The organism is Pyxidicoccus fallax (genome assembly GCF_012933655.1).
Taxonomy (GTDB): domain Bacteria; phylum Myxococcota; class Myxococcia; order Myxococcales; family Myxococcaceae; genus Myxococcus; species Myxococcus fallax.
In genome coordinates, this window is record NZ_JABBJJ010000043.1 from 1 (window position 1) to 25,451 (window position 25,451).

Consider the following 25,451-nt stretch of genomic DNA (forward strand, 5'->3'; position numbering starts at 1 on the left):
CCCGCCGACGCCCACCCCGACGCCCACGCCCACCCCGGGCAAGGACAAGTTCGGCGTGACGATGCTGTACCCGACGAAGGCCAGCGGCGAGCAGTGGTTCCTCGCGGACAACGCCACGTCCGACAGCCGCTTCGACCCGCAGAAGACCATCACCCGCAACGCGGACGGCTCCTGGAAGATGAAGAACAGCCAGGTGCGCATGTCCGTCTTCACGTCCACTGGCTACAGCTCGTCCAGGATTCCCACGTACGACCGGGACGTGCTGGCCAGCCGCGGCTACATGCAGGCCGCGAACGACTGGAAGAACGTGGAGATGACGGGCTTCGTGAAGCTCAACGCGGCGCAGGACGGCTCGGACAACTTCGACTGGTACGCGCGCGGCGGCAAGCACAACGACAACAACTCCGGCTGCGAGGGCAGCAGCTACAAGGCGGGCCTGCACTATGACGGCCGCGCCCGCTGGCAGAAGGAGACGTGGCACGTCTCCTACGAGCAGGCGTCCTACAAGTCCGCCACCACCGCCCTCAAGGGCCGCTGGGTGGGCTTCAAGGCGGTGATGCGCAACACCACCGTCAGCGGCAAGGAGGCCGTGCGCCTGGAGATGTACGTCAACGAGAACGCCGACAAGGTCACCTGGAAGAAGGTCTACGACATGATGGACTCCGGCGCCTGGGGCGGCGACGCCCAGCACTGCGGCGGCGCCGTGGGGGCCATGCCCATTACGTGGGGCGGTCCCATCGCCACGTTCCGTTGGGACAACGCCAACGACGTGGACTTCAAGTGGCTGTCGGTCCGCGAAATCCAGCCGTAGTCCCGGCTGGCCTGAATTGATTCACTGAAACACGAGGGCGCGGGGGCATTGTCTCCTCGCGCCCTTTTCGCGTGCGGGGGCGGGCTTCGGGCTTGGGCGCCGCGTCGGGCGGGGTGAAGATGCCCGGCATGGAAGCCCTCGAGCGCTGGTTCCGCCTCAAGGAACGCGGCACCACCGTGGCCACGGAGCTGCGGGCCGGCGTGACGACGTTCCTGACGATGGCGTACATCCTGCTGGTCAATCCGCAAATCCTCGCGGAGGCGGGGATGCCGGCGGACGACGTGGTGTTCGCCACGGCGGTGGGCTCGGCGGTGGCCACGTTCATCATGGGCGCGTACGCCAACTTCCCGTTCGCGCTCGCGCCCGGCATGGGCATCAACGCCTACTTCACCTACGGCATCGTGCAGGGGCTGGGCGTGGACTGGCGCGTGGCGCTCACCGCCGTCTTCGCCGAAGGGCTCATCTTCCTCTTCCTGTCCTTCGGCGGCGTGCGCACGGTGCTCATCAACGCCATCCCCGAGTCGCTGAAGCTGGCCACCACCACGGGCATCGGCCTGTTCCTGGCGCTCATCGGCCTGCGCAACGCGGGCATGGTGGTGGCGAGCCCCGCCACGCTGGTGCAGCTGGGCAACCTGCACGAGGGTGGCGTGCTGCTGGGCTTCGCGGGGCTGCTCCTCATCGGCGCGCTGGTGGCGCGGCGGGTGAAGGGGGCGCTGCTCATCGGTATCGCCGCGGTGGCGGTGGGAGCGTGGGCGCTGGGGCTGGCGCCGGGCCCGTCCGGCATCTTTCGCTGGCCCTCCCTGCCGCGCGAGACGCTGGGCGCGCTGGACTTCAGTGGCCTGTTCAGCGCGAAGGTGCTGGGCGTGACGCTGGCGCTGCTCTTCGTGGACGTGTTCGACACGGCGGGCACGCTGCTGGGCATGGGGCGCATGGGCGGCTTCCTCACGCCCAAGGGTGAATTGCCGGGCGCGGGGAAGGCCTTCGTCGCGGACGCGGTGGGAACCATGGCCGGCGCCGCGCTGGGGACGAGCGCCATCACCACGTACATCGAGTCCGCCGCGGGCGTGGAGGACGGCGGGCGCACCGGCCTCACGGCGGTGACGGTGTCCGGGATGTTCCTCCTGGCGCTCTTCTTCACGCCGCTGCTCACCTCCATCCCCGCGGTGGCCACGGCGCCCGCGCTGGTGGCGGTGGGGGCGATGATGATGTCCGGCGCGGTGGAGGTGCCCTGGACCCGCTTCGACGAGGCGCTACCGGCCTTCCTCACGGTGGCGCTGATGCCCTTCACCTATTCCATCGCCCACGGCGTGTCGGCGGGCATCGTCAGCTATGCGGTGCTCAAACTGCTGATGGGCCGCCCGCGGGACGCCCACCCGGTGCTGTATGTCCTGGCGGTGTTGCTGGGCGTGTACCACGCGTTCGCCTGAGGGGCGGCCGACAGGGCTTTCAATGGGCGCCATCAGCCCCGGGGCGGAGTAGGCTGGGAGACGGGGGCTTCCCCGGCCTGTCTCCGGGGTTCCCGTAGTCGACACACGCCCTCATCCGTGCTCTCCATTCGCCCGCCATGGCCATGAACGTCCAGACCGCCACCGCGTCGTCCGACCGCATCTGGGAGAAGGAAATCCTCCCGGCGCTCGAGCGCTACATCCGCATCCCCAACAAGTCGCCTTCCTTCGACCCTGACTGGGTGAAGTCCGGCCACATGGAAGCCGCGGTGCAGCTCATCGCGGACTGGTGCCGCGCGCAGGCCCAGCACCTGCCCGGCCTGGAGCTGGAGGTCATCCGCCTCAAGGACGAGAAGGGCAACCCCCGCACCCCCGTCATCTACATGGAGGTGCCGGGCACCAAGGGTGACGACACCGTCCTCTTGTACGGCCACCTCGACAAGCAGCCGGAGATGACCGGCTGGCGCGAGGGCCTCACGCCGTGGACGCCGGTGCGCGAGGGCGACAAGCTCTACGGCCGCGGCGGCGCGGACGACGGCTACTCCGCCTTCGCCTCGCTGGCGGCCATCCGCCTCCTGAAGGAGCAGGGCCTGCCGCACGCGCGCTGCGTGGTGCTCATCGAGGCGTGCGAGGAGAGCGGCAGCTACGACCTGCCGGCCTACATCGAGGCGCTGGCGCCGCGCATCGGCAAGCCGTCGCTCGTGGTGTGTCTGGACTCGGGCTGCGCCAACTATGACCAGCTCTGGATGACCACGTCGCTGCGCGGCATCGTCGGCGGCAACCTGCGCGTGGACATCCTCACCGAGGGCGTGCACTCGGGTGACGCGACGGGCATCGTCCCGTCGTCCTTCCGCATCCTGCGGCAGCTGCTGTCGCGCGTGGAGGACGAGGCCACCGGCAACATCAAGGTGGAGGGCCTGCACGTCGAGATTCCCGAGGCCCGGCGCCAGCAGGCGCGCGAGGCGGCGAAGGTGCTGGAGAAGGAGGTCTTCACCAAGTTCCCCTGGGTGCCCGGCTCGCGCCCGGTGTCGAACGACGGCGCGGAATTGGTGCTCAACCGCACCTGGCGCCCGGCGCTGGCGGTGACGGGCGTGGACGGCATGCCGCCCCTGAGCAACGCGGGCAACGTGCTGCGGCCCTTCACCACCTTCAAGCTGTCCATGCGCATCCCCCCGCGGCTGGACCCGAAGGCGGGCATGAAGGCGCTGAAGGAGGCGCTGGAGAAGGACCCGCCGTACGGCGCCAAGGTGACGTTCGAGGGTGAGAAGGCCAGCGTCGGCTGGGACGCGCCCCCGCTGTCGCCCTGGCTGTCCAAGGCGGTGGAGTCCGCCTCCTCCACGTACTTCGGCCGGTCGGCCATGGCCATGGGCGAGGGCGGCACCATCCCCTTCATGGGCATGCTGGGCGAGCGCTTCCCCGAGGCGCAGTTCCTCATCACCGGCCTGCTCGGGCCGGGCAGCAACGCGCACGGGCCCAACGAGTTCCTCCACATCCCCACCGGCAAGAAGCTCACCTGCTGCGTGGCCAGCGTCATCGCCGACCACTTCCAGCGGTAGGCGGAAAGCCGTCCCACGGGCCCGCGTGGCGCTTCGCCGCGCGGGCCTTGTTGTTCCCGGGTTGCACCGGGGCGCTGTCGGTGGGCATCTCGCTGCTGGGCCCGGTGCGCTACCTCAAGAAGTACCCGAGCTACCTGAAGATGGAGGCCCTGCCGAGTTCACCGCGGGCCTCATCGACGAGGGCGTGCGCGCCACCCACGTGCTGCCCCAGATGGAGCTCCAGGAAGTCTCACCCACGCGCTTCGACCTGCTGGTGCGCTGGTAGCACGTCCCCAGCGCACCCCAGGGAGCGGCCGACTACAGGCAGCCGATGAGGTTGTCGTAGACGGTCTGCCCGGTGCCCGGCACCGTCGCGTACAGCGGCGAGGGACCGGAGAGCGCGGACAGGAACGCGCTGACGGAGGTGCCAGGGGCCACGGCGATGGGGCAGGTGAAGGACTGCGTCTCCACCGTGATGGCGCCGGTGAAGTAGTTCACCTCCTCGTTGCTGGCGGCGAAGACCCACACGCACTGGCCAATGTTGCCCGAGCGCTGGTTGACGGAGCAGCGGAAGCGCAGCGACTGGATGTTGCTGTAGTCGCCCTCGCAGAACGTGTCGCCGCAGATGTCGTCGAAGTTCTGCGTGAGGTTGGAGCGCAGCGTGTACCAGGCCGTGATGTCCGCCTCGGACGTCAGGTAGCTGGCAATGTCGACGAAGCCCCGGTTGGAGGTCTGCGCGACGGCGACGGAGGAGACGGAGAGACCCAGGACAGCCACGACAAGCGACGAACGCATGCTCACGGACAACCTTCCTTGTCAGGGGTGAAGTCCGCATAGTCCTACAAAACCGGGTTGCTTGGGCAACAAGATGGAAACAGCAGTGCCCTGTGTTCCCTATCTGGAGGAATCCCGATGAAGCTCTACTTCAATCCCCAGAGTCGCGCGGTCATCGCGAAGTGGATGTTGGACGAGTGCGGCGCGAAGTACGACCTGGTGCACGTCGACCTGCAGAAGCGCGAGCACAAGTCGCCGGAGTTCCTGGCCATCAACCCCGCCGGCAAGCTGCCCGCGCTGGTGGACGGCGAGGCGCGGCTGTTCGAGAACGCGGCCATCTGCCTGTACCTCGGTGACAAGTTCCCCGAGGCCCGGCTCGCACCGAAGCCGGACGCGCCGGAGCGCGGGCGGTACCTGTCGCTGGTGGTCTACTCGACGTCGCAGTTGGAGCCGTCCATGGGCGACTTCCTGATGAACCTGGAGACGCCGCCGCAGCGGGGCTGGACGGACTTCACCTCCGCGCTGAACGCCGTGGAGCGCGAGCTGGGCAACGGGCCGTGGCTCTTTGGCGACTGGTTCACGGCGGCGGACGTGATGATTGGCTCGATGTTCATCTGGGCCCGCATCCAGGGCCACCGCAGCGGCCGCCCGTCGATTGACGCCTACGTGGACCGGCTGCTGCAGCGGCCCAAGGGGCTGAGGCCGAGCTGAGCGCGCACGCGCGTTATCCCGGGTTAATGAGACCGGGCGGACGGGCCCGTACAACCTCGAGCGTCAGGAGGCGGTATGGCCAGGACGCTCGGGGAAGCGAAGGTGGTGTTGATTACCGGCGGCACACATGGCGTGGGCCGGGCGCTGGTGGAGAAGTACGCGCGCGAGGGGTGGCGGGTCGCGACGTGCTCGCGGCGCGAGGAGGAGCTGCGCACGCTGGAGCGGGAGGTCTCCGGCGCGCGGGGCTTCGTCTGCGACGTGGGGCGCGCCGAGGAGCGGCGCCGGCTGCTCGAGGCGGTGCGGCGCGAGGTGGGGCCCGTGCAGGGACTCATCAACAACGCCGCCATCCAGCACGCCTATGGGGTGTCGGAGGCCGGGGCGCTGGAGGACCGGCTCGACGAGGAGGTGCGCATCAACCTGGTGGCGCCGCTCGCGCTCGGGCACGCCGTGCTGGCCGAGGTAGCCTCGCGGGGTGGCTTCATCGCGAATGTCTCCTCGGGGCTGGCGTACATCCCCCGGTCCCGCTCGCCGGTCTACTGCGCGACGAAGGCCGCGCTCTCCATGTACACGCGGTCCGCGCTGCTGCAGCGGCCGGGGGCTCGCTTCGTGGAGGTGGTGTTGCCGCTCGTCGACACGCGGATGACCGCGGGCCGGGGGAGCGGGAAGCTGAGCCCCGCCGCCACGGCCGAGCAGATTCACGACGGCATTGCCAGCGGCGCCTCCGTGGTCCACGTGGGGAAGACGCGGCTGCTGCCCTTCCTGTTGCGCGTGGCGCCCGGACTGCTGGCGCGGGTGATGAACCGCGAGGACGCGCCGCGCCACACGGCGGAGCTGCCGGCGGGCGGGGTACCCCCCTGATGAACGGCCCGCCGAAATTCGCCGCCGCCGCGTTCGCGCTGTCCGGGGACGTGACGCAGAAGGTGATGATGCGCCCTCCCTGAAGCCCTATCCTGTGCGAGCCATGGCTGAGACGGGCCCGGAGCGCGAGGAGCTGCTCTCCCTTCGACGGGGACTGGAGGGCCTCGCGCCGCTTCCGGACGCCGCGTGGCGCGACTTCGCGAAGGTGCTGAAGAGGCGTCGGCTGAAGGCGTCGGAGACCTGGGTCCGGCATGGAGACACGCCGGACCAGGTGGCGGTGCTCTCCAGCGGGCTCATGCGCCTGTACTACCTGCGCGAGGACGGGCGAGAGCTCATCAAGGGCTTCATCCGCCCCGGAGGCTGGGTGGCCATCCTGGACGCGTTGCTGCTGAAGCAGCCGAGCCGCGTCACGGCGGAGGCGCTCGCTCCCTCCACGCTCTGGACGCTGCCGTACCGCGAGCTGGAGCGGCTGTGCGAGGCGCACGCCTTCTGGGGGCTCGCGACGCGGCGGTTGCTGGAGCGGCTCTACGTGCGGAAGGTGCAGCGCGAGGCCGCGTTCCTGCTCGACAGCCCGGCGGACCGGTACCTCGAGTTCCTGCGGGAGTTCGCGGATGTCCAGGCGCTCATCCCCGACTACCACGTGGCCTCGTACCTCGGCGTGACGCCGGTGGCGCTGAGCCGGATTCGCGGACGGCTCGGGTTGGTGAAGCGGCCGGCGCGTTCAGCCCGTTAGTGGAGAGCAGGCGACCCGGCGGGCCCAGGGGCGCCTCCTCCCGGGGCGCGGTGGGAACCTCGAGAGCGGGCCCTGCCTGGCACGCCTGACAGCGGCCGGGCATGTGTCTCCGCGGCGCGCGGCCATGCGGGTGCTGGTCCCCAGCCCTGGCCGTCCCCACTGTGCCCTCATGGAGATGGAGCTGCCGGTGATGGACCGCGCCGTGGCGGCGGGCCGCGTGAGCCCACGCGGAGTTCGCTTGTGGATGCGCTCGCCGGGAGGCGGCGTCCACCGCCTGGAGCTGTGGCTGGACGCGGCACCCTCGGAGGGAGTCGCCTTCGCCTTCGACATGGGGGACCGCTCCCAGGCCGACCACACCTTCTCCTTCGCCTATCCGGACGACATCCCCGGCGCGCGTCCGCTGGAGCCGGTGACGCGCTACGGCTTCCGCATCCGCCGCGCGGATGGCGTGCTCGTCGGCGAGGGGCGCTTCGAGACGCTCCCCGCGCGGCGCGCCCAGATGCCCCGGCGCTTCTGCATCGGCGTGGCGAGCTGCCACCAGCCCTTCGACCAGGACGGGCGGATGCACGAGATGGGCATCCGCATGCTGCGCGTGGCGCGCGTCGCCTGGGAGCGCTGCGACGTGAAGCAGGTGCTGTGGACGGGGGACCAGCTCTACGCGGACTTCCCGGAGTCGCAGTCCCTCTTCGACCCGGAGTACTTCAAGCAGGTGGGGCCGCCGGGCCGCGCCAGCCTGCTGGAGTGCACGCACGACGAGGCGCGCGCGGTGTATCACGCGCGCTACCGGCGCAACTGGGGCCACCCGGACTGGCTCGCGCTCCAGGCGCGCTTCCCCGGCTATCCCATCCTCGATGACCACGAGGTGGCCGACAACTACGGCTCCCTGCCCGAGCACCACCACGCGAAGTGGCGCCACCTGCGCGACGCGGCCGAGGCCGCCTACCGCGACTACCAGCACTCGCGCGTGGAGCCGATGCGGCCCGGTGACGACGGCCCCTACGACTATTCCTTCGAGTACGGCGCCGCCGCGGGCTACGTGCTCGACGTGCGCTCCGAGCGGCGCTCGGCGGATGGGGACCATGCGCGCGTCTTCGCACCGCACCAGCTGGAGCACTTCGCCACGTGGCTGAACGCGAACGCCGACGCGCCGGTGCTATTCATCGTGGTGAGCGTGCCGCCGTTCTTCATGCCGGGCTGGCTGTCACGGCTGGCCCGCTACGTACCGGGCAGCTTCCGCGAGGACGCGCATGACCGGTGGGTGCACCCGCAGTACCGCGCCGACCGTTGCCGCCTGCTGGAGCTCATCAAGCACCACCAGCTGCGCCACCCGAGGCAGCGAGTGGTGCTCGTGGGCGGCGACGTGCACGTGGGCTACGCGGCCCGGTGCGACTGGCGCACGGACCCGCCGACGTCGCTGTACCAGTTCGTGTCGAGTTCCATCACCCACAAGCTGTCGTCGCTCGACTGGCACCTGGCACGCCACCTGCCGCGCACGCACTTCGTGATGTCTGATTTGGACGGGCGCTCGGCGCGCATCCACCTGCTGGGCGGCAACCTCGCGCGCGTCTTCGAGCAGCCGGTGGGCGGCCTCAACGTGGGCGCCATCGAGGTGGAAATCGACGGTGACGAGGCCCGGCTCAACTTCAAGCTGTACGGCGAGGACGAGGACACCCCGGACGAACCGAAGCTCCTGTTCGAGTCGGGCTTCCAGTAGGCGCTCCGCCCCGGGAAGGGCGAGAGCGCGGGGCTCAGCGGCCCGTCTTGATGCCCAGGTTGCCGCCCGTCTTCTTCGTGGCCGAGCCGCCCGTCTTGCCCGACACGCGCTTCAGCTCCAGTCGCAGCGCGTCGTCCTTGGCGGACACCTGCTGAGTCACCGGCTCGTATCCGTTCAGCGCGACCGTCACCGACACCGGCGCGGCGTCCGGGGGCAGGTCCAGGCTGGTGGGCGTCGGCTCGCCGAGCTCCGTGCCGTTGACGCTGACCTTCGCCCCGGGCGGCTCGGTGATGACGGGCAGCTTCACGCGCACGGCGGGCGGCTGCCTCGGCGCCTCCTGGGGCGCGGGGCGGGTGTTCGCGGCCGGCTGCGCCACGGCGACCTGGGGCGGCGGCTGCGCTGGGGGCGTGGCCTCGGGCGTGCGGAGGAAGCCCATCGCCGCGCCCGCGATGAGCAGGCCCGCGCCGGCCACCACCACCGGTACCCACGGAATGCGCCGCTGCTCGGCGGGCCGGGCGTCCAACGCCGCGGTGCCCCGCGTCTTCTCCCGCGCGGGCTGCGCGGCCTGCTCCGCCTGACGCGAGCGCGTCCCCGGGACGGCGCCCTGCGGCGAGCGGCCGGCCACGCGCGACACCGCCGAGCGCGGCGCGCCGGGCACGCCGCTCAACGACGAGTTGGAGCGCGAGTCCAGGTCCGCGTCCTCGGCGAGCTGGTCCAGCTTCGCCGGGTCCGCCTCCGTGGCGATGCGCTCGGCGTACACGTCCCGCAGGTACGCGGACAGGTGCGCGCTGCTGGAGGGCAGCCGCAGGTTGAGCGCGTAGTCCTCCAGCGCCAGCCGGAAGGCCCCGCAGTCGCGGTAGCGCGCTTCCGGCGTGGGCGCCAGCGCCTTGAGGAGGATGTCATCCAGCCCCGGCGGCAGCCTGGGGTTGAGCTGCGACGGCCGCGGCACCTGGCAGTCCTTCACCAGTCGCAGCGTCATCAGGTCCGACTCGCCCTTGAAGAGGCGCTTGCCCGTGAGCAGCTCCCACATGACGACGCCCAGCGCGAACAAGTCACTGCGCGCGTCGATGGTCAGCCCGTTCGCCTGCTCGGGGGACATGTAGGGGTACTTCCCCTTCAGCACGCCCGTGGCGGTGTTCTGGCTGCTGGTGGCCGCCTTGGCCACACCGAAGTCGATGACCTTCACCCCGCCGTCGAAGCCGACGAGGATGTTCTGCGGCGACACGTCGCGGTGCACCAGCCGCAGCGGACGGCCCTGCGCGTCACGCGCCTGGTGCGCGTAGTCCAGCCCCGCCGCCGCGTCCGCGATGATGCGCAGGATGAGTCCCACCGGCAGCGGCTTGCCATGCGCTCGGGAGAACTTGTCCAGACGACGCACGTCGTCACCCTGGACGTACTCCATGGCCAGGCAGTGCCGGCCTTCAATCTCCGTCAGGTCGAGGATGGTGATGAGGTTGGGGTGCGTCAGCCGCGCCACCAGCCCCGCCTCCTCGAGGAACATCGTGAGGAACTCATCGTCCTCGGCGAGGTGGGGGAGGATGAGCTTGAGGACCACCAGCCGCTCGAATCCCGTCCCGTGCTCGCGCGCGAGGAAGATCTGCCCCATTCCGCCGGAGGCAATCTTCCGCAACAGCTCGTACTTACCGAATGGCACCGCCATGATTGTCCGGCGAGACTATCCCTGTTTCTCACCGGGTGGGAAATGCCAAGTCATGGATAACCCCACAGAAGGCTCGTCCCGCGGGGCAGGAGTCCAGTCGATGTAGGGCTCACGCCTTCATCTTGTAACCGGAACGCAACACTCCATAGGTGACAACTGTGGCCACCACGGCGACGCCGGCCAGGATGGCCCCGCCCATGAGGGGGGGGTAGATGCTGCGGCCGAGCAGCCCGTACCGCAGCCCCTCCACCATGTAGACCATGGGGTTGAAGAGGCTGATGGCGTTCCAGGGCGAGGGCAGCTCCCGCACCGAGTAGAAGACGCCGCCCAGGAAGGTGAGGGGCAGCATCACGAAGGTCGGGAAGAAGTTGATTTGCTCGAACTTCTCCGCCCACACGGCCGCGAGCATGCCGAGCACGCTGAAGACGTAGGAGGACAGAAGCAGGAAGTAGGCGGCCACCCACGCGTGCTCCAGGCTGAAGCCGGTGAAGACGGCGGCCACGGCCCAGGTGAGGCCACCCACCACGAGGCCGCGCACCATGGCGCCGCCGATGAAGCCGGCCATCAGCTCGCCGGGCCCCAGCGGGGACACCAGCAGGTCCACCACCGTGCCCTGGATCTTGGTGATGAACAGGGACGAGGAGCTGTTGAGGAAGGCGTTGTTGGCGATGCCGAGGAAGACGAGCCCGGGCACGATGAAGTGCAGGTAGGGCGAGCCCTCCACCGTCTGGATGCGGCCGGAGATGGAGTAGCCGAAGACGATGAAGTACAGCGTGGTGCTGATGAGGGGCGAGAGGACCGTCTGGCCCGGCACCCGCATGAAGCGGCGGACCTCCTTCGCGAACAGCGTCTGCATCCCGAGGACGTTCATGGTGGGCAGGGTGTGGAGCGCGGGGGTTGTCAGGCGGCCTGGGAGCGGCCCCGCAGGACTTCGATGAGCACGTCCTCCATGCGCGAGCGGCGCGTCTCCACGTCGGCGATGGGCTGCCCTTCCGCGTACAGCGCGCGGAGCAGCTCACCGGAGGGCGCGCAGCCCTCGCGCTCGACGTAGGTGAGGGTGCGGCCGTCCTCGGACAGGCGGGCGGCGAAGCGGCGGCCGGCCTCGGACAGGGCCGTCTGGGGGTGCTCGAAGGTGACGACGACGCGGCGCTCGCCGAAGCGGCGCAGCAGGGTGGCCTTGTCCTCCACCATCAGCAGGCGGCCCTCGTTGATGATGCCCACGCGGTCCGCCAGCTCCTCGGCCTCCTCGAGGTAGTGCGTGGTGAGGAGGATGGTGGTGCCGTCCGCGGCCAGCTTGCGCACGTAGGTCCACAAGTCGCGGCGCAGCTCCACGTCCACGCCGGCGGTGGGCTCGTCGAGGAAGACGAGGCGGGGCTTGTGCACCAGCGCCTTGGCGATGAGCAGCCGGCGCTTCATGCCGCCGGACAGGGCGCGCGTCATCGCGTCCTTCTTGCCCTGGAGGTTGAGGGCGGTGAGCACCTCGTCGATGCGCGCGTCGTCCCGGGGCCGGCCGTAGTAGCCGAGCTGGATGCGCAGGGACTCGGCCACGGAGAAGAACGGGTCGAAGTTGATTTCCTGCGGCACCAGCCCGATGTCGTAGCGCGGGGCCACCGGGTCCTTGTCCAGGTCCTTGCCGAAGACGCGGATGGTGCCGGCCGTCTTCTTCACCAGGCCGCACACGCTGCCAATCATCGTCGTCTTGCCCGCGCCATTGGGGCCCAGCAGCGCGAAGATTTCCCCCGGCCGGATGGACAGGTCCATCGAGTGCAGCGCGGTGAAGTCGCCGTAGCGCTTGGTGAGTCCCTGGAGCTCGAGGGCGGGGGTCGACATGGCGGGGCTTCCTCTAACACCTTCGAGGGCAGCGCGCTTGCCTCTGAGGGGTTCTTGTGGGGCCCGGGACAGCCGGATACCTTGCCGCGCTCCCCGCGGGAGGAGAATGACGCATGCCACCCGAGAACAGAGCCATCACGCGCATCCATGTCGAAGGCTACAGGTCGCTCCAGCGCGTCGACCTTGAACCAGGCCGCGTGACGGTGCTCATCGGCGCCAACGGGGCAGGCAAGTCGAATCTGCTGTCCCTCTTGCGGATGGTCGCGCTGATGCGGACGCAATCGCTCCGCCGGTATGTCGGTGAGGCGGGCGGGGCCTCGGCGCTCCTGCATTACGGCCCCAAGGTGACGAAGGAGCTGGTCGTCCGGCTGGAGTTCGAGCAGCCCACGGGCGCGAACGCCTATGGCGCTCGGCTGGGGTATGCGGCGGGTGACACCCTGCTCTTCCTGGACGAGACCGTCGAATATCGGCCAGTTGGGGTTGCGGCATTCAAGGTGACGTCCCTGGGGGCGGGGCACAAGGAGTCGATGCTGGAGGACGCGGCGGGTGAGCCGGGTGGCAAGACCGCGAAGACGGTGCGGTGGTGGCTGGCGAAAACGAACTTCTTCCACTTCCACGACACGTCTCTCGCCGCTCCGCTGCGGCAGAACTCCCGCCAGGAGGACGTCCACTTCCTTCGCTCCGATGGGAGCAACCTGGCCGCCTATCTGCGGTCTTTGTCCATCAGTGAGGACCCGGCGAGGCAGGCGGCATGGCGTCGCATCAGCCAGCTCGTCAGGCGCGTGGCTCCCTTCATCAAGGCCCTCCAGCCAACGCTGGTCGACCCCGCGCATCCGGAGACTTCGACTGTGCGGCTGGACTGGGTGGATGAGCGGGATGAAATCTTCGGTCCACACCAGCTCTCCGATGGAACGCTGCGCTGCATCGCGCTCTTCACCGCGCTCGGCCAGCCCGTGGACTCACTTCCCGCGTTCCTCAGCATCGATGAGCCGGAGCTCGGCCTTCACCCCGCAGCGCTCACCATCCTCGCCAGTCTCGTCCGTTCCGCCAGCGCGCACGCGCAGATTCTGCTGGCGACTCAATCTCCCGCGTTGCTCGACCTCTTCGAGCCTCAGGAGGTCGTCGTCACGGAGCGGGTTCAGGGGGCCACGACCTTCCGCCGCCTCGACGCTGAACAGCTCGCGGGATGGATGGAGGACTACAGCCTGTCCGAGCTCTACGACAAGAACGTCCTCGGGGGGCGTCCGTGAAGCGCCTCTTCATCGTGGTGGAGGGACCGACCGAGGAGGGATTCGTGAAGGGAGTTCTGGGTCCGCATCTGCAGGGGCGTTCCATCTTCACGTTCCCCATCATCGTGACGACCCGCCGAGACGAGTCCACCGGCGCCAAGCTGAACAAGGGTGGGGGACCCTGGCGGAACTGGTACAGGGACTTGAAGCGCGTCATGGGGGACAACCCGGGCCCCAATGTGGCCTTCACCACCCTCATCGACCTTTATGGGCTCCCCAAGGATTTCCCCCAAATCGAAGCACTCTCCACGATCAGGGACACCCTGCAGCGAGCATCCGAGGTCGAGGCGGTGATGTACCAGCAGTTCGGCGACCATCGCTTCATTCCCTATGCTCAGCGGCACGAGTTCGAGGCGTTGGTGCTGGCCGGGCTCGACAGCCTGGCCGGGTTCCTGGATGCCGAGGAGGACCTGAAAGGAGTCAAGCAATTGCGCTCCGAGGTCGCGAACCAGTCACCCGAAGACGTGAATGATGGCCGTGACACCGCGCCGTCCAAGCGACTGGAAGCCAGGATTCCGAGCTACAGCAAGACACTGCATGGTCCGCTCGTGGTCGAGGATGTGGGACTCGCGAGGCTCCGCGTGGTGTGCCCCCGCTTCCATGCCTGGGTGACGAGGCTGGAGGGGCTGTCGTTGGCACCCGCCTGACCGAACGACAATCGGCTCCGAACCGTGCGATGCGTTACCATCGCCGCCGGCCCGGCGCCCGACTCCCGGGCTCGCGCACTGGGGTGGAGACCGGACATGTCTCGCAACACGCGGTGGAGTGTGGCCCTCTTTGGCGTCCTGGCCCTGGTGTTCGTCATCGGGCTGGTCCTCACAGGGGGGCGGGAGGATGTGCCCGGAGCGGTGGTCGACGGGGCTCCGCTGTCGGAGGAGCAGGAGAAGGCCGCCTTCGCCCAGCAGCTGATGGAGGCGCTCCGTGCCTCGGGCGTCCCGGGCGAGCCGCGCTATGAGCCGCAGCACTTCCGCATCCAGACCCGGGGGCCGGATGGCGGCGTGGGAATGACGCTCTTCCTCGCCAACACCTACCGCGAGTACCAGGCCGCTCCACCCGAGCGGCGCGCCGAGGTGATCGCGCGCATGGTGAAGGTGAACCTGCCCGTCGACTCCCCGGCGAGCTACGAAGAGGTGCGCCCGAACCTGATGCTCGTGGTGCGTGCGCGCACCTCCTTCGAGCTGCTCGCCGAACACGTCGGAGGCCTCGGCCTTCCCAGCACCCGCGGAAAGGTGCCCGTGGCGTGGCGCCCGCTGGGCGAGGTGCTCGCCGTGGCGCTCGTCCAGGACACTCCGGATGCCATGCGCTACCTCTCCCCGGAGGACCTGGAGCGCTGGGGCGTCTCCTTCGACCAGGCCTCCGCCGACGCCGTGGCGAACCTGCGGCTTCTCGGGGCGGCGCCGCTGACGCCCCTGGCGCCGGGGGCCTGCGCGCTCTCCACGAACGACAGCTACGGCGCCTCGCGGCTGCTGCTGGGAGAGGTGATTCACCGCTGCGAGGTGAAGGGCGAGCCGGTGGTCCTGGTGCCCAACCGGGACACGCTGTTCATCACCGGCTCGGGCGACGCGAAGGGGTTGCTCGCGGTGGCGGAGGCGGCACAGGCCGCCATCCAGGCGCCACGCCCCGTGGACGGCCGCGCGCTGCGCCTCGCCCCCGACGGGTGGAAGCCCTTCCTGCCCGAGCCCGGCAGCCCTTCCCGGAGCATCCTCCAGCGGCTGGCGGTGGAGAGCCGGGCGAACGACTACCAGGAGCAGGGCGCACGCCTCGCGCAACAGCACGCGCGCGAAGGCACCGACCTGTTCGTCGCGGACTTCATCCCCGAGGACGACGAGCACGGCCGTTCCTTCGGACAGGCCGTCTGGGTCAGCGGCATCGACACGCTGCTGCCGCGCGCGGACGTCCTCATCTTCATGGACCAGGAGCTCGGCCCGAAGGCGCCTCCGGTCGCCGTCGTCCGCTGGGACCTGGTCGTCCGCGACGCCGGGCTCCTGCTGATGCCGGAGCCGGGCATGTACCCCGAGCGCTACCGCGTCACGGGGTTTCCCTCGAAGGCACAGCTCGAGAAGTGGAAGCGCGAGCCGACGGCCATGGATGTCCCCTGACGTCCTTCCGCGCCTCGGAAACCCGGGCTCCGTGCATTGACGGATAACGCCGATGCGAGCCCGGGAGCGTGCCTTGACTTCCTCGCGGGCCTGCGGTTGAACTGCGCCTCGTTTCGGTATTGAGAATCATTCTCAATACCGCATTTCGAGGAAGCGATGGCGCTCTCGACCGTGCTGGTGCTGCTGGGCATCGCCGTGCTCCACGGCGCCGCGGCTGCCGCGCCGGAGACGTGGCTCGCGCGGCACCGGGCGTGGGGGAGGGCGGGTGGTGGCCTCGTGCTCGCGGCGGGCGTGGTGCTGGCGGTAAGGGCGCAGGGGCTCGCGGTCGGGCTGACGTGCGCGCTGGTGCTGGCGATGCTGGGCACCACGCTGGTGGCGCTGTGCGCGCCATTGTGGCCCCGGGCGACGCGGTGGGTGCTGCCGGTGGGCGCCTTCGGTGTCGCGCTGCTGTGGCTGGGGGCTTCCTGATGGCACACGTGCATGGAGCGGGGCGCATCACCGCCGCCGTCACTGGCGCTCCCGGGGCCGCGGTGCTCGCGAGCGTGGCGCTCGCGGCGGCGCTGCCCGTTCCGGGAGATGTCCGACTCGTCGTCGCGATGCTGGCCGCCCTGCCCGCGGCGGCCACCGCCGCGTGTCTTGCCCTCCTCGCCCGGAGCGCGGTCCGCGCCTGGGTGGGCTCGGCCCTGGTCGCCTGCGTGGCGGCCGTCGTCCTGGTGCTCACGTGAAGCTCTCGCCCCGCTCGTACGCCATCCTCTGGGACGCACATGCCTGGGCCGGCGTGCTCTCGTCGCTGGTCCTCTTCGTGACGTTCTTCCTCGGCGCCTTCGCGCTCTTCGCGGAGGAGCTGTCCCCCTGGCAGGAGCCCACGTTCCGCGCGCCCATCGCGGTGTCCGAGGCCGAGGCCGTGCGGCTCGCGCAGCAGGTGGCGGACGCGGAGGCCGCGTCGAAGCCGGCGTGGTTCGGCATCTCCCTGCCCACCGACGAGGAGCCCTGGCTGCGCCTCTGGCGCGTGTCCCCGGAAGGAACCATCAAGCCCACGTGGGTGGACCCGGTGTCCGGCCGGCAGCTCGGCGAGCGCAGCGACCTGGGCGAGTTCCTCAACGCGATGCACTTCCTGGAGCCGCTGCCCGGCGGCAAGCACGTGACGGGCGTGGCCTCGGCGGTGCTGGTGCTGCTCATTGGCACGGGGCTCCTGCTCCAGCTCGGCCGCATGGTGCGCGAGTTCATCCAGTTCCGTCCCGGCGCGTCGCGGCGGGTGCTCTGGTCGGACGCGCACAAGGTGATTGGCGTCGTCACCGCGCCCTTCCTCCTCGTCTTCGCGCTCACCGGCGGCATCCTCTGGCTGGACGACTGGCTGGAGCCGGCGGTGGTGAAGACCTCCATGGCCGGGGACGCGAAGGCGCGCGAGCACGCCGTGGACTGGCCCTCTCCGCCCGCGCCCTCGGGGAAGGCCGCGGGAGCGCCGGACCTCGCCCGCGCGCTGGCGCTCGCGAAGGAGCGCTTCCCGCGCTCGGAGCATCACTGGTTCTTCTTCGACCACCTCGGTGACGAGAACGGCACGGTCCACCTGCCCGGTGAGAGCGAGGGCACGCTGCACGCCTTCACGCACGTGCGCGTGTCTCGCGAGGGCGCGCTCGTATGGGCGCGCGAGACGGGCGGCGGGTCGGCGTACACGCGCGTCATGGACCCGCTGTTCGGCCTGCACTTCGCCACCTGGGCCGGCTTCCCCGCCAAGGTCCTCTACGCGCTGCTCTCCTTCGTCTGCGCGTTCGGCATCCTCGCGGGCAACCTGCTCTGGCTGGAGCGGCGCCGCGCCAAGGCCCCGGGCCGCTTCGACCGCGTGCTCGCGAAGCTGACGTCGGGTGGCTGCGCGGGACTCGCGTTCGCCGTGGCGGCCGTCTTCACCGCCAACCAGCTCTTGCCGGGCACGCTCGCGGACCGCCCGCGCTGGGAGCACGCCGCCTTCCTCGCGGCCTGGGCGGTGGGCGTGGGCAGCGCCTTCCTGGACCGCTCCGCCGCGCGGCATGCCCGCCGCCTGCTCTTCGTCTCCGGCGCGGTGCTCGTCGTCGTGCCGCTGCTGGACGCGGTGCGCACGGGCCGGCTGCCCTTCGCCTCGGGCTCGTCCTTCGTGCTGGCCACGGAGGTGGGGCTCGTCGCGCTGGGGCTGCTCTGCGCGGGCGCCGCGCTCGTCATCCGCCGCCTCCAGCGGCCCACGCCCTCGACCTCACCTGCCGCGGTGGAGCCGGACGAGCCCGCCCCCGTGCCGACCTGAGCCACCGCGTTTCCCCCACTGAACGGAGTACTCCATGAGCAGGCTTCGCCGTCTCGCCGCCGCATCCACCTCCACGCTCCTCCTCGCCTCGGTCTCCACCGGCTGCGGCGACGACGACAAGAAGCCCGGCCCCGGCGCCGGGGAGGGCCCGGTGTACAGCCTGGCCACCACCGTCTCCTCCCAGGCGGGCTCCGCCACGTACGTGAGCGTCTTCGACTCGCTCGACGTCACCTCGCTGGACCTGGAGCAGGCGCGGGAGCACTCCGGCTTCGCGACGGTGGGCGCGGTGGATGGGATGCTCTTCGTCGCCGCCGGCGAGTCGCCGCAAATCACCCGCTACAACGTCACCTCGGACGGGAAGCTGGAAGAGGCGGGCCGGCTCAGCTTCGCCAACTACGGCCTGACCAGCGCGCCGTTCTACCACAACCACTTCGTGGACTCCTCGACGGCGTACATGCAGCTCGAGGAGGCCAAGCGCATCGTCTGGGACCCCACGGCGATGACCATCACCGGCACCCAGGAGGCGCCGGGCCTGGCGAGCGAGCGTGAGGGCCTGGTGGTGAGGGCCAGCTTCGACCGCGGCGTGGTGGCGCGGGAAGACGGCTACTCGTTCCAGCCCTTCTACTGGACGGACGGCGTCTACTACGACTTTCTCCCCAGCTCGCAGATCGCCGTCTACTCGCACGCGGACGACAGCCTGGAGAAGCTCATCGACGCGCCGTGCCCGGGGCTCGACGTGGCGACGCGGGACGAGGAGGGCAACATCTACTTCAGCAACTGGGTGTTCAGCGCCGCCGCGCCCGTGCTGAAGAAGGACACCGCGCCCGCCACCTGCGTGGTGCGCATCAACAAGGGCGCCACGGACATCGACGCGGGCTGGACGCGCTCGCTGTCCGCCATGGTGGAAGGCCGCCAGACGGCGGCGTTCCGCTACCTCGCCAACGGCGTGGGCGTGGTGGCCGTCTTCGATGCGGACAAGGCGGAGATCAACGAGCAGTCGGACCGCACCGTCATCACCGGCGGCAACCACTGGAAGCTCTGGCGGGTGAACCTGCGGACCAACACCGCCGCTCCCGTCGAGGGGCTCGACTTCATCGCGGGCGGCTACTACGCCTTCACCATCGAGGGCCGCACCTTCCTGCTGCTGCCCACCGCGGACTACGCGAAGACGGCCGTGTGGGAGCTGGGCGTGGATGGCGCCGCGGTGAAGCGCTTCGAGACGCTGGGCTGGGCCTACCAGTTCGTCAAGGTGCGCTGAGCGCACCCCTCGGGGCCACACTCAATATTCGAGCGTGGCCTTGAGCCAGCCGGCGCGGCCGGGCCGCTGCACGCCGAAGAAGTCGAAGACCTTCGCCGCGGTGAGGTTCTCCAGCTCGGCGGTGAGGCCCACCGTCACCCCGCCGCGCCGGACGCGATAGCCCACGCCCGCGGCCTGGACGAACTGGGAGGCAATCTCCTCCTTGGAGTCCACCGCGCCCAGGCTCTCCCAGTTGCGGAAGAAGCGGTGCACGTAGCGGGTGCTCCAGAAGGGGGACAGCTCGTCCTCCTGGGTGGCGAGCCCGCGCAGGGACACCCGCGCGGTGGCGTTGGCGAAGAACCAGGGCCGGTTGGGCAGCCGCGTGCCCTCGAAGGTGCTGAAGGCGCCCTCTTCCGACGTGTTGCGCAGGTCCTGGAAGGTGGCGTTGGCGTCGAGGCTGACGAGCCCGCCCGGTGACGTCCACCCCGCCGCGCCCTCCACGCCCAGCACGCGGGCCGAGTACACGTTCTGGTAGCTCCAGTCCCTGTCCCTTCCGGTGAGGAGGATGAGGTTGTCCGCGAGCCGGGCGAAGCCGTTGAGCTCGCCCCGGAAGGCGCCCAGCCCCGTGCGCAGCGGCACCGTGGCGACGCCGATGTTCAGGTTGTGGCTGTGCTCCGGCTCCAGGTCGAGGTTCGCGTTGACGAGCACGCCATTGCCGAAGACCTCGTCGGGGCGGGGCAGGCGGGTGGCCCGCTCGTAGCTGGCCTTGAGGTAGAGCGGCTCGCCCAGGCGCAGCCGCAGCGCCGCGCCACCGCCGAGCTGGTGCAGGTCCCTGTCCTTCCTCCGCCAGCCGCCGGTATCCGCGGGCTCCCGCGCGCGGGCCGCGTAGACGTAGTCCTTGCCGAAGACGATGACCTCCAGCGCGTCATCGAAGAGGTCCACCTCGTATTCGAGGCCGGTGACGAAGGAGAGCAGCGTGCGGTCCGCGGACAGCGGGTCCGGGTCGGTGGGGCTGACCGGGCGCCGCTCCTCGCCGGTGCGCAGCGTCAGCGTGGGCGCGACGGCGAGGCGCAGCGTCTGGGCCTTCGCGACGTCCCAGCCCACGTGGGCGCGGCCGTAGAAGGCCTGCTGCCACACGGTCTGGTCGGTGGCGTCGCCGCCAATCTCGCCCGGCACCGTGCGTGGGTTCACCCGGTTGCCGTACCAGTCGTAGACCCACTCGGAGACGTCGACGAGCTCGGTGGCCTGCCAGCCGTAGCCCACCAGCGCGTCCAGGCGCACCGCGGGGGAGAGCGCCTTCTCGTAGAGGAGCTGGCCTCCCAGCGCGGTGGCGCCGTAGCGGGCCTCGCCATACGGGGTGCCGCGCATCACCAGGTTGTGCTGCAGCTCCTTGTCGTGCCCGGAGCCGAAGGCGCGCACCACGAAGCGGTCGGCCCAGGCGAGCCCGGTGTACCCGGCCTCGAGACCGCCGCCGAGCGCCTGGTAGCCGTCATGGAAGCGCTGGACGGTGACGGGGCGGATGCTGCCGCGCTCGTCGGCGACCTCGGTGTCCACGGAGTAGTCGTTGTCGGTGGTGTCGGCGAAGAAGTGGGCGCGCGCGAAGAAGCCCCGCTCGGCCGGCTTGAAGCTTCCTCCGAGCGTCAGGCGGTAGGTGCCGAAGGCGCCGCCCTGGAGCGAGGCGGCGCCGTGCAGGCCCTCCTCCAGCGGCGCGGGGGTGAGGTTGACCGCGCCGCCCAGCGCGTCCGCGCCGTAGCGCACCGGCACCACGCCCCGGTAGAGCTGCACGGAGTCCACGAGGTTCACCGGCACGTTGGCGATGCCGAAGGGGTAGCCCGCGAGGTCCAGCGGCACGCCGTCCAGGAAGAAGCGGATCTGGTCGTCGGTGAGCCCGTTGAGGGAGAAGAGCGCGGTGCTGCCGAGGCCACCGGCGCGGCGCACCTCCACGCCCTCCTGCGAGGCCAGCACCTGTCCCAGGTCCGCGGAGCGGGCCTTCGCGCGCCGGATGCTGATGACCTTCACGGCCTCGGCGGACTGGCGCATCCGCTCCGCCTCCGAGCGGCCCGACACCGTCGTCTCCAGGCCCTTGCCCTCGGCGGGCTTCTCGTCCGTGGGCGCGGGCTCGGTGCCCGCGGCCGTGGGTGCCTCCGAGGCCGGCGTTTCAGCAGATGGGGGCACCGGGTCGAGCTTGAAGGTGTGGAGCAGCTCGATTTGCACGGCCACCGGCTCGCCGCCGACGCGCGCGGGCTCGAAGCGGAAGGAGAGGCTGGCCGTGCGCACCGCCTCGTCGAACGCCGGGCCCGCCGAGCGCACCACCTCGGACTCCGTGACGACGCCGTGCTCGTCGATGGTCAGCCGCAGCACCACCTCGCCCTCGAGGCCGGCCGCCCGCTCTGCTTCCGGGTACGGGACGACGACGCTGTCGATGCGCTGGGGCGGCTGGACCTCGGAGACGGGCACCGTCTCCGGAGCGGGCGTTGCCGCTGGCGAGGGCGCCGCCTCCGCGGGAGTCGCCTCGGACGGGGACGGAGGCACGGACGAGCCTGGCGGCGCGGAGGCCACCGAGAGGAGCAGGGCGAGCGACGTGAAGGGCGAGAACATCCGCTATCCGGGGCTTATTTGGTTTTGCGACGCATTATCAACTCTGCGCCAGGGGCTATATGGGGGATTGCGTCCGGCGGGTCAAGGCGGGGTCGGGCGCCGCGCTGCTCGGTGTCAGTAGCCGGTGAGGGAGGCGCGGCGGAACGCGGTCGGGGCGACATCACGTCTCTCGGATGCGGGCTCATTCCCTGGTGGGCGATTGCGGCTTGTCAGTGCGGGTTGTTAGAGCAGGGGAGAAGACTCGCAGGGGGAATCCACGATGCCGGAAGCGATGGGAGCGTCAGCCCTGTTCGAGCGGGAACCCACGAAGCGGGCGGCTCGCGGAGCCCGGTGTGGTGTCGCCGCGGTGCCCTTCACCCTGCCGGACGGCATTCCCATGGCAGGGTATTCGCTCATGGGCAAGGCGGGGAGGCGGGCGGCCTGGGAGCTGTGCGCGCGGGCCCTGGTGCTGGAGGACGACGCGGGGCACGTGGTGGCGTTCGTGACGGCGGACCTGATGTCGGCCTCGCGCTACCTGCACGAACGCGCCGCGGCGCTGACGCGGCAGGGGGCCTCGGGGCTGGACGTGCACCAGATCGTCCTCATGGGCACGCACACGCACACGGCGCCCGGCGGCTTCTACGGCAACAACCTCTACGACACGATTGCCCAGAGCGTGCCCGGCTTCCGGCGGCGGCTCGCGGATGACCTCGCGCGGGCCATCGCGGACGCCATCGAGGAGGCGTGGCGCACGGCCCGCCCCGCGCGCATCTCGCTCCAGACGGAGCGCCTGTGGGGCGTGAGCCGCAACCGGAGCCTCGCCCCCTTCCGGGAGAATCCGGAGGCCGCGCACTGGAACAGCGACCCGGCGTTCCCCGGCTACCGGGATGGAAGTGAAGGCCCCCGCTCCGCGGAGCAGCTCGCGGTGGACCCTCGCGTGGTCATCCTGTCCGCGTATGACGACGAGGGGCGCCGCATCGGCACGTTCGCCACCTTCGGCTGTCACAACACGGCGCTGGGCGTGGACCAGAAGTACTACGCGCCGGACTGGACGGGCATCGCCGCGTCGCTCGTGGAGCAGGACGTGACGCACGGCGCGCCCATCACCCTGGTGGGGCTGTCGGGAGCGGGGGACGCGTCTCCCACGCCTCCGGGAGATGATGCGTCCCACTACAAGGGGCCGAAGAAGCAGGGCGTGGACCTGGCGCGCTTCGTCGGCGCGGAGGTGGCGCGCACCATCCTGGCCTCGCATGCGCGGCCGCCGCGGCTGGTACCCATCTCGCTCCAGAGCTGGTTCGAGGAGTGGGTGCCCGCGCCGGGCTCGGACGTCGCGGGCCTGCCGGGCACGCGTCTGGCGAAGTGGGAGCTGGGCGCGCCCGCGCTCGCGGGGGCGGAGGATGGCCGCTCGCTGCTGTATCCGGGGCTGGTGCGAGAGGGGATGCGGGGCGGGAAGTTCGCGCCCGGCCATCCGCAGTTCCCCAAGGTGCCCGCGCTCGGCGTGGTGGGGTCGCTGCTGAAGGGGCTGGCCAACCTGAAGCCCTCGCCGTGCCACGCGCTGCACGTGGTGCGGGTGGCGGACCATGCCTTCGCCACGGTGCCGGGAGAGCCCACGGCGTGCGCCGCCTTCCAGATTGAGTCCGCCCTGCGCCGGCTGCCGGGCCTGGCCACCGCGTCGGTGCTGGGCTACGCGGGGGACTTCGCGGGCTACTTCACCACGCGCGCGGAGTTCCTCCTCCAGCACTACGAGGGCGCCTCGACGCTCTATGGCTCGGAGAGCGTCAACCACCTCGCGGCGCGGCTGGCGCGGCTCGCCCGGAGCGCGCCCTTCGCCGCGCCCGGACGCGAGGTGGCCGCCTTCCAGCTGGAGGCGCCCGAGGAGGCGGAAGCGTCCATCGCGCCGCGCGCCGCCGCGCCCCCGGCCGCGTCCCTCACCCTGAAGCGCTCGGCGCCGCTCGTCGTCACGGAGCGCTCGAATGCACCCGCCGAGGGCGGAGGCTCGGGCACATCCGCGGCACTCGCCGCCACCGCGACCTCCGGTGAGGCCATCGCCTCGGGCGGCCACCGCGAGGGGCGCACCGTGTTCGCCTGGTGGGCGTGGCCCGCGGAGCATGCGCCGGAGGACGTGCTCCGGGTCCAGTTGGAGCTTCGCGCCAGCGGCGGGCCCGAGGAGGTCCATCTCCTGAACCCGGTGGAGGTGCGGCTGCTGGACGAGCCGCTCTTCGGGGAAGGGCGCCACGTGTGGCAGGCGCGCTTCGAGCTCGACGCGTCACTGGAGGGCCTGTCCATCGAGGCCATCCCCCGTCCTCCCGCGCCCTTCAGCGCCCGCTCCGTGGTGCTCGAGCGCGCGCCGGAGCTGGGGGTCGCTCCCGCGGAGCCCCGCGTCGTGCTGGAGCTGTCGCCGTTCACCGCGGCGTCCGCCGTCGCGCCCGCCCTGGCCAACGCGCGCTCGCGGGCGCGAGCCGTGCCTCCTCCGGAGACCGAGGACGAGGGCGTCCCGCCCATGGGCCCGGTCGAGGTGGAGGAACTCCTTCGCGAGGCGGAGCGAGACCCCGTCGGCGTGGGCCGGCTCCTCTCCGCGCGCATCGACGCCAGCGCGCAGCCCTCCGATGAGGAGGCCGCCGCCCTGGCGCGCAAGACGGTCGCCGCGCTGCGGGAGCGCGCCGAGACGCCCGAGGGCGCGGTGATGTTGGAGGCCTTCGCGCCACCGGCGCCGACGAAGGCCGCCCCCGCCATCCGGCTGCCGGAGGGCTTCACCTTCGACGGGTACGACCCGGACGCCATCCCCATCGACCCGACGAACACCCGGTTCGAGACGAAGGCGGACTGGCTGTCCTACGTGGTCTTCGCCGGGGGCCTGTACCACACGCGGCTGTTGAAGCTGGACCCGGTCCGGCGCAACGGCGCGTTCAACTCCCGCTTCACCTACCCGCTGGCCTCGCCGACGAAGGAGACGCCGGTGGAGGTGGCGCTGTTCTCCGACTTCGGCAACGGGCTGCCCCATGCGCGCTACATCGCGCGGCAGCTCACCGCGTGCCCCTACGCCATCCACCTGGGGGACGTGTACTACGCGGGCACGCGCCAGGAGTTCGAGCACTTCTTCGCCGAGCCCCTGGAGCCCCTGCTCGAGAACACGGAGCTGTTCATGCTCGCGGGCAACCACGAGATGTACAGCCGGGGCACGACGTTCCACGCCTGGCTGGACAAGAAGCGCGACCGCTACCCGGAGCGGCAGAAGCAGGAGGGCGCGACCTTCCGGCTCGTCTCGGACCGCTTCCAGATTGTCGGCGTGGACACCGCCTGGTGGAAGTACGGCCGCATCGAGCCGGAGGTGCTGGAGTTGGTGCGCGGGTGGCTGCGGGAGGGGCGCGACGCGCGCATGAACATCCTGCTCACCTCCGAGCACGGCTGGGACTTCGGCAGCGCGAAGACGACGGACCTCCTGAAGGAGGACCTGCGCGGCATCGTCGACGCCGGCCTCGTGGACCTGTGGTTCTGGGGCAACGTGCACCACGCCGCGCTCTACGAGCCCTCCGCGCTGGGGCCGTTCGTGGCGAGCTGCATCGGCCACGCGGGCTACCCGTACTACACGCTGAAGCCGGGGGACGCGCCGAAGAGCGCCGCGCCGGTGCGCTGGGCCGAGTACGAGCACCGCTTCTCCGGCTGGAAGGCCGCGGGCGGAGGCCCCCTGCGCGAGGACATGGGCAACAACGGCTGGTGCAAGCTGCGCCTGCTGCACGACGGCACCGCCGAGCTCGTCTACATCGACTGGCGCCGGCGCGAGCGCCACCGCGCGAAGGTGGCGCGCACGCCCCAGGGCGTCGTCCTGACCTGACGCGGATGAGGGGGCGGAGGGCGCCAGGGCCTGGCGCGCCTGACCGCGCCTCCCCATGGGGAGGCTGGGACGGG

Annotated in this window: 20 protein-coding genes and 1 pseudogene; 16 read left to right on the forward strand and 5 right to left on the reverse strand. The window is 70.7% G+C overall.

Annotated features, from left to right (window positions below; all coding sequences use genetic code 11):
- The 4 genes and pseudogenes from HG543_RS12125 to HG543_RS12140 form a co-directional block, all read left to right on the forward strand.
- Nucleotides 1–811, forward strand: a pseudogene (locus HG543_RS12125) (discoidin domain-containing protein); the annotation flags it as partial.
- A gap of 128 nt (nucleotides 812–939) precedes the next feature.
- Nucleotides 940–2,238, forward strand: a complete 1,299-nt coding sequence (locus HG543_RS12130; RefSeq protein ID WP_169344885.1) for an NCS2 family permease — start codon at nucleotides 940–942, stop codon at nucleotides 2,236–2,238.
- Between the two features lie 137 nt (nucleotides 2,239–2,375).
- Entirely contained in the window at nucleotides 2,376–3,812 is a 1,437-nt protein-coding gene (locus HG543_RS12135; RefSeq protein WP_171818202.1) for a M20 family metallopeptidase, read from the forward strand.
- 25 nt (nucleotides 3,813–3,837) lie between these two features.
- Nucleotides 3,838–4,077: a hypothetical protein gene (locus HG543_RS12140; protein ID WP_169344886.1), complete on the forward strand. Its 240-nt coding sequence runs from the start codon at nucleotides 3,838–3,840 to the stop codon at nucleotides 4,075–4,077.
- A 32-nt stretch (nucleotides 4,078–4,109) separates the two neighbouring features.
- Here the strand turns inward: HG543_RS12140 and HG543_RS12145 are convergent, their stop codons facing one another.
- On the reverse strand, nucleotides 4,110–4,586 hold the full coding sequence (locus HG543_RS12145) for a hypothetical protein (protein ID WP_211193884.1): 477 nt from the start codon (nucleotides 4,584–4,586) through the stop codon (nucleotides 4,110–4,112).
- 117 nt (nucleotides 4,587–4,703) lie between these two features.
- On the opposite strand from HG543_RS12145, the gene HG543_RS12150 reads away from it, so the two are divergent.
- From HG543_RS12150 to HG543_RS12165, 4 genes are all read left to right on the forward strand, one after another.
- Nucleotides 4,704–5,276 carry a glutathione S-transferase family protein gene (locus HG543_RS12150; protein WP_171818204.1) on the forward strand — a complete coding sequence of 191 codons (573 nt, stop codon included), beginning with the start codon at nucleotides 4,704–4,706 and terminating at the stop codon, nucleotides 5,274–5,276.
- A gap of 75 nt (nucleotides 5,277–5,351) precedes the next feature.
- Entirely contained in the window at nucleotides 5,352–6,134 is a 783-nt protein-coding gene (locus HG543_RS12155; RefSeq protein WP_169344888.1) for an SDR family NAD(P)-dependent oxidoreductase, read from the forward strand.
- A 103-nt stretch (nucleotides 6,135–6,237) separates the two neighbouring features.
- Nucleotides 6,238–6,867: a Crp/Fnr family transcriptional regulator gene (locus HG543_RS12160; protein WP_169344889.1), complete on the forward strand. Its 630-nt coding sequence runs from the start codon at nucleotides 6,238–6,240 to the stop codon at nucleotides 6,865–6,867.
- A gap of 124 nt (nucleotides 6,868–6,991) precedes the next feature.
- Nucleotides 6,992–8,581 carry an alkaline phosphatase D family protein gene (locus HG543_RS12165; protein ID WP_169344890.1) on the forward strand — a complete coding sequence of 530 codons (1,590 nt, stop codon included), beginning with the start codon at nucleotides 6,992–6,994 and terminating at the stop codon, nucleotides 8,579–8,581.
- Nucleotides 8,582–8,615: 34 nt separating this feature from the next.
- On the opposite strand, the gene HG543_RS12170 is transcribed toward HG543_RS12165, so the two are convergent.
- The 3 genes from HG543_RS12170 to HG543_RS12180 form a co-directional block, all read right to left on the reverse strand.
- Nucleotides 8,616–10,241 carry a serine/threonine protein kinase gene (locus HG543_RS12170; RefSeq protein WP_169344891.1) on the reverse strand — a complete coding sequence of 542 codons (1,626 nt, stop codon included), beginning with the start codon at nucleotides 10,239–10,241 and terminating at the stop codon, nucleotides 8,616–8,618.
- A gap of 109 nt (nucleotides 10,242–10,350) precedes the next feature.
- The gene (locus HG543_RS12175; protein WP_246356956.1) at nucleotides 10,351–11,097 is read right to left on the reverse strand and encodes an ABC transporter permease; all 747 of its coding nucleotides are present in this window, start codon (nucleotides 11,095–11,097) and stop codon (nucleotides 10,351–10,353) included.
- A 44-nt stretch (nucleotides 11,098–11,141) separates the two neighbouring features.
- Complete coding sequence (locus tag HG543_RS12180; RefSeq protein WP_169344893.1) at nucleotides 11,142–12,071, reverse strand: ABC transporter ATP-binding protein; 930 nt, start codon at nucleotides 12,069–12,071, stop codon at nucleotides 11,142–11,144.
- Nucleotides 12,072–12,184: 113 nt separating this feature from the next.
- Here HG543_RS12180 and HG543_RS12185 point away from each other — a divergent pair, with 113 nt between their 5' ends.
- The 7 genes from HG543_RS12185 to HG543_RS12215 all read left to right on the forward strand — a co-directional run bounded on the left by HG543_RS12185 (nucleotide 12,185) and on the right by HG543_RS12215 (nucleotide 18,989).
- Nucleotides 12,185–13,321, forward strand: a complete 1,137-nt coding sequence (locus tag HG543_RS12185) for an AAA family ATPase (protein WP_169344894.1) — start codon at nucleotides 12,185–12,187, stop codon at nucleotides 13,319–13,321.
- Complete coding sequence (locus HG543_RS12190) at nucleotides 13,318–14,007, forward strand: DUF4276 family protein (protein WP_169344895.1); 690 nt, start codon at nucleotides 13,318–13,320, stop codon at nucleotides 14,005–14,007. The genes HG543_RS12185 and HG543_RS12190 overlap by 4 nt, the downstream gene beginning before the upstream one ends.
- A 96-nt stretch (nucleotides 14,008–14,103) precedes the next feature.
- The gene (locus tag HG543_RS12195) at nucleotides 14,104–15,459 is read left to right on the forward strand and encodes a DUF1444 domain-containing protein (RefSeq protein WP_169344896.1); all 1,356 of its coding nucleotides are present in this window, start codon (nucleotides 14,104–14,106) and stop codon (nucleotides 15,457–15,459) included.
- A gap of 156 nt (nucleotides 15,460–15,615) precedes the next feature.
- The gene (locus HG543_RS12200) at nucleotides 15,616–15,927 is read left to right on the forward strand and encodes a hypothetical protein (RefSeq protein WP_169344897.1); all 312 of its coding nucleotides are present in this window, start codon (nucleotides 15,616–15,618) and stop codon (nucleotides 15,925–15,927) included.
- Nucleotides 15,927–16,184 carry a hypothetical protein gene (locus HG543_RS12205; RefSeq protein WP_169344898.1) on the forward strand — a complete coding sequence of 86 codons (258 nt, stop codon included), beginning with the start codon at nucleotides 15,927–15,929 and terminating at the stop codon, nucleotides 16,182–16,184. Before HG543_RS12200 ends, HG543_RS12205 begins: the two co-directional genes overlap by 1 nt.
- Nucleotides 16,181–17,731: a PepSY domain-containing protein gene (locus tag HG543_RS12210; RefSeq protein WP_169344899.1), complete on the forward strand. Its 1,551-nt coding sequence runs from the start codon at nucleotides 16,181–16,183 to the stop codon at nucleotides 17,729–17,731. The genes HG543_RS12205 and HG543_RS12210 overlap by 4 nt, the downstream gene beginning before the upstream one ends.
- Before the next feature lie 34 nt (nucleotides 17,732–17,765).
- Nucleotides 17,766–18,989: a DUF4374 domain-containing protein gene (locus HG543_RS12215; protein WP_169344900.1), complete on the forward strand. Its 1,224-nt coding sequence runs from the start codon at nucleotides 17,766–17,768 to the stop codon at nucleotides 18,987–18,989.
- Nucleotides 18,990–19,010: 21 nt separating this feature from the next.
- Here the strand turns inward: HG543_RS12215 and mxcH are convergent, their stop codons facing one another.
- Complete coding sequence (mxcH, locus tag HG543_RS12220; protein ID WP_169344901.1) at nucleotides 19,011–21,566, reverse strand: TonB-dependent siderophore myxochelin receptor MxcH; 2,556 nt, start codon at nucleotides 21,564–21,566, stop codon at nucleotides 19,011–19,013.
- Between the two features lie 271 nt (nucleotides 21,567–21,837).
- Between mxcH and HG543_RS12225 the strand changes: the two genes are divergently transcribed.
- Nucleotides 21,838–25,377: a neutral/alkaline non-lysosomal ceramidase N-terminal domain-containing protein gene (locus HG543_RS12225; protein WP_169344902.1), complete on the forward strand. Its 3,540-nt coding sequence runs from the start codon at nucleotides 21,838–21,840 to the stop codon at nucleotides 25,375–25,377.
- Nucleotides 25,378–25,451: the final 74 nt, after the last annotated feature.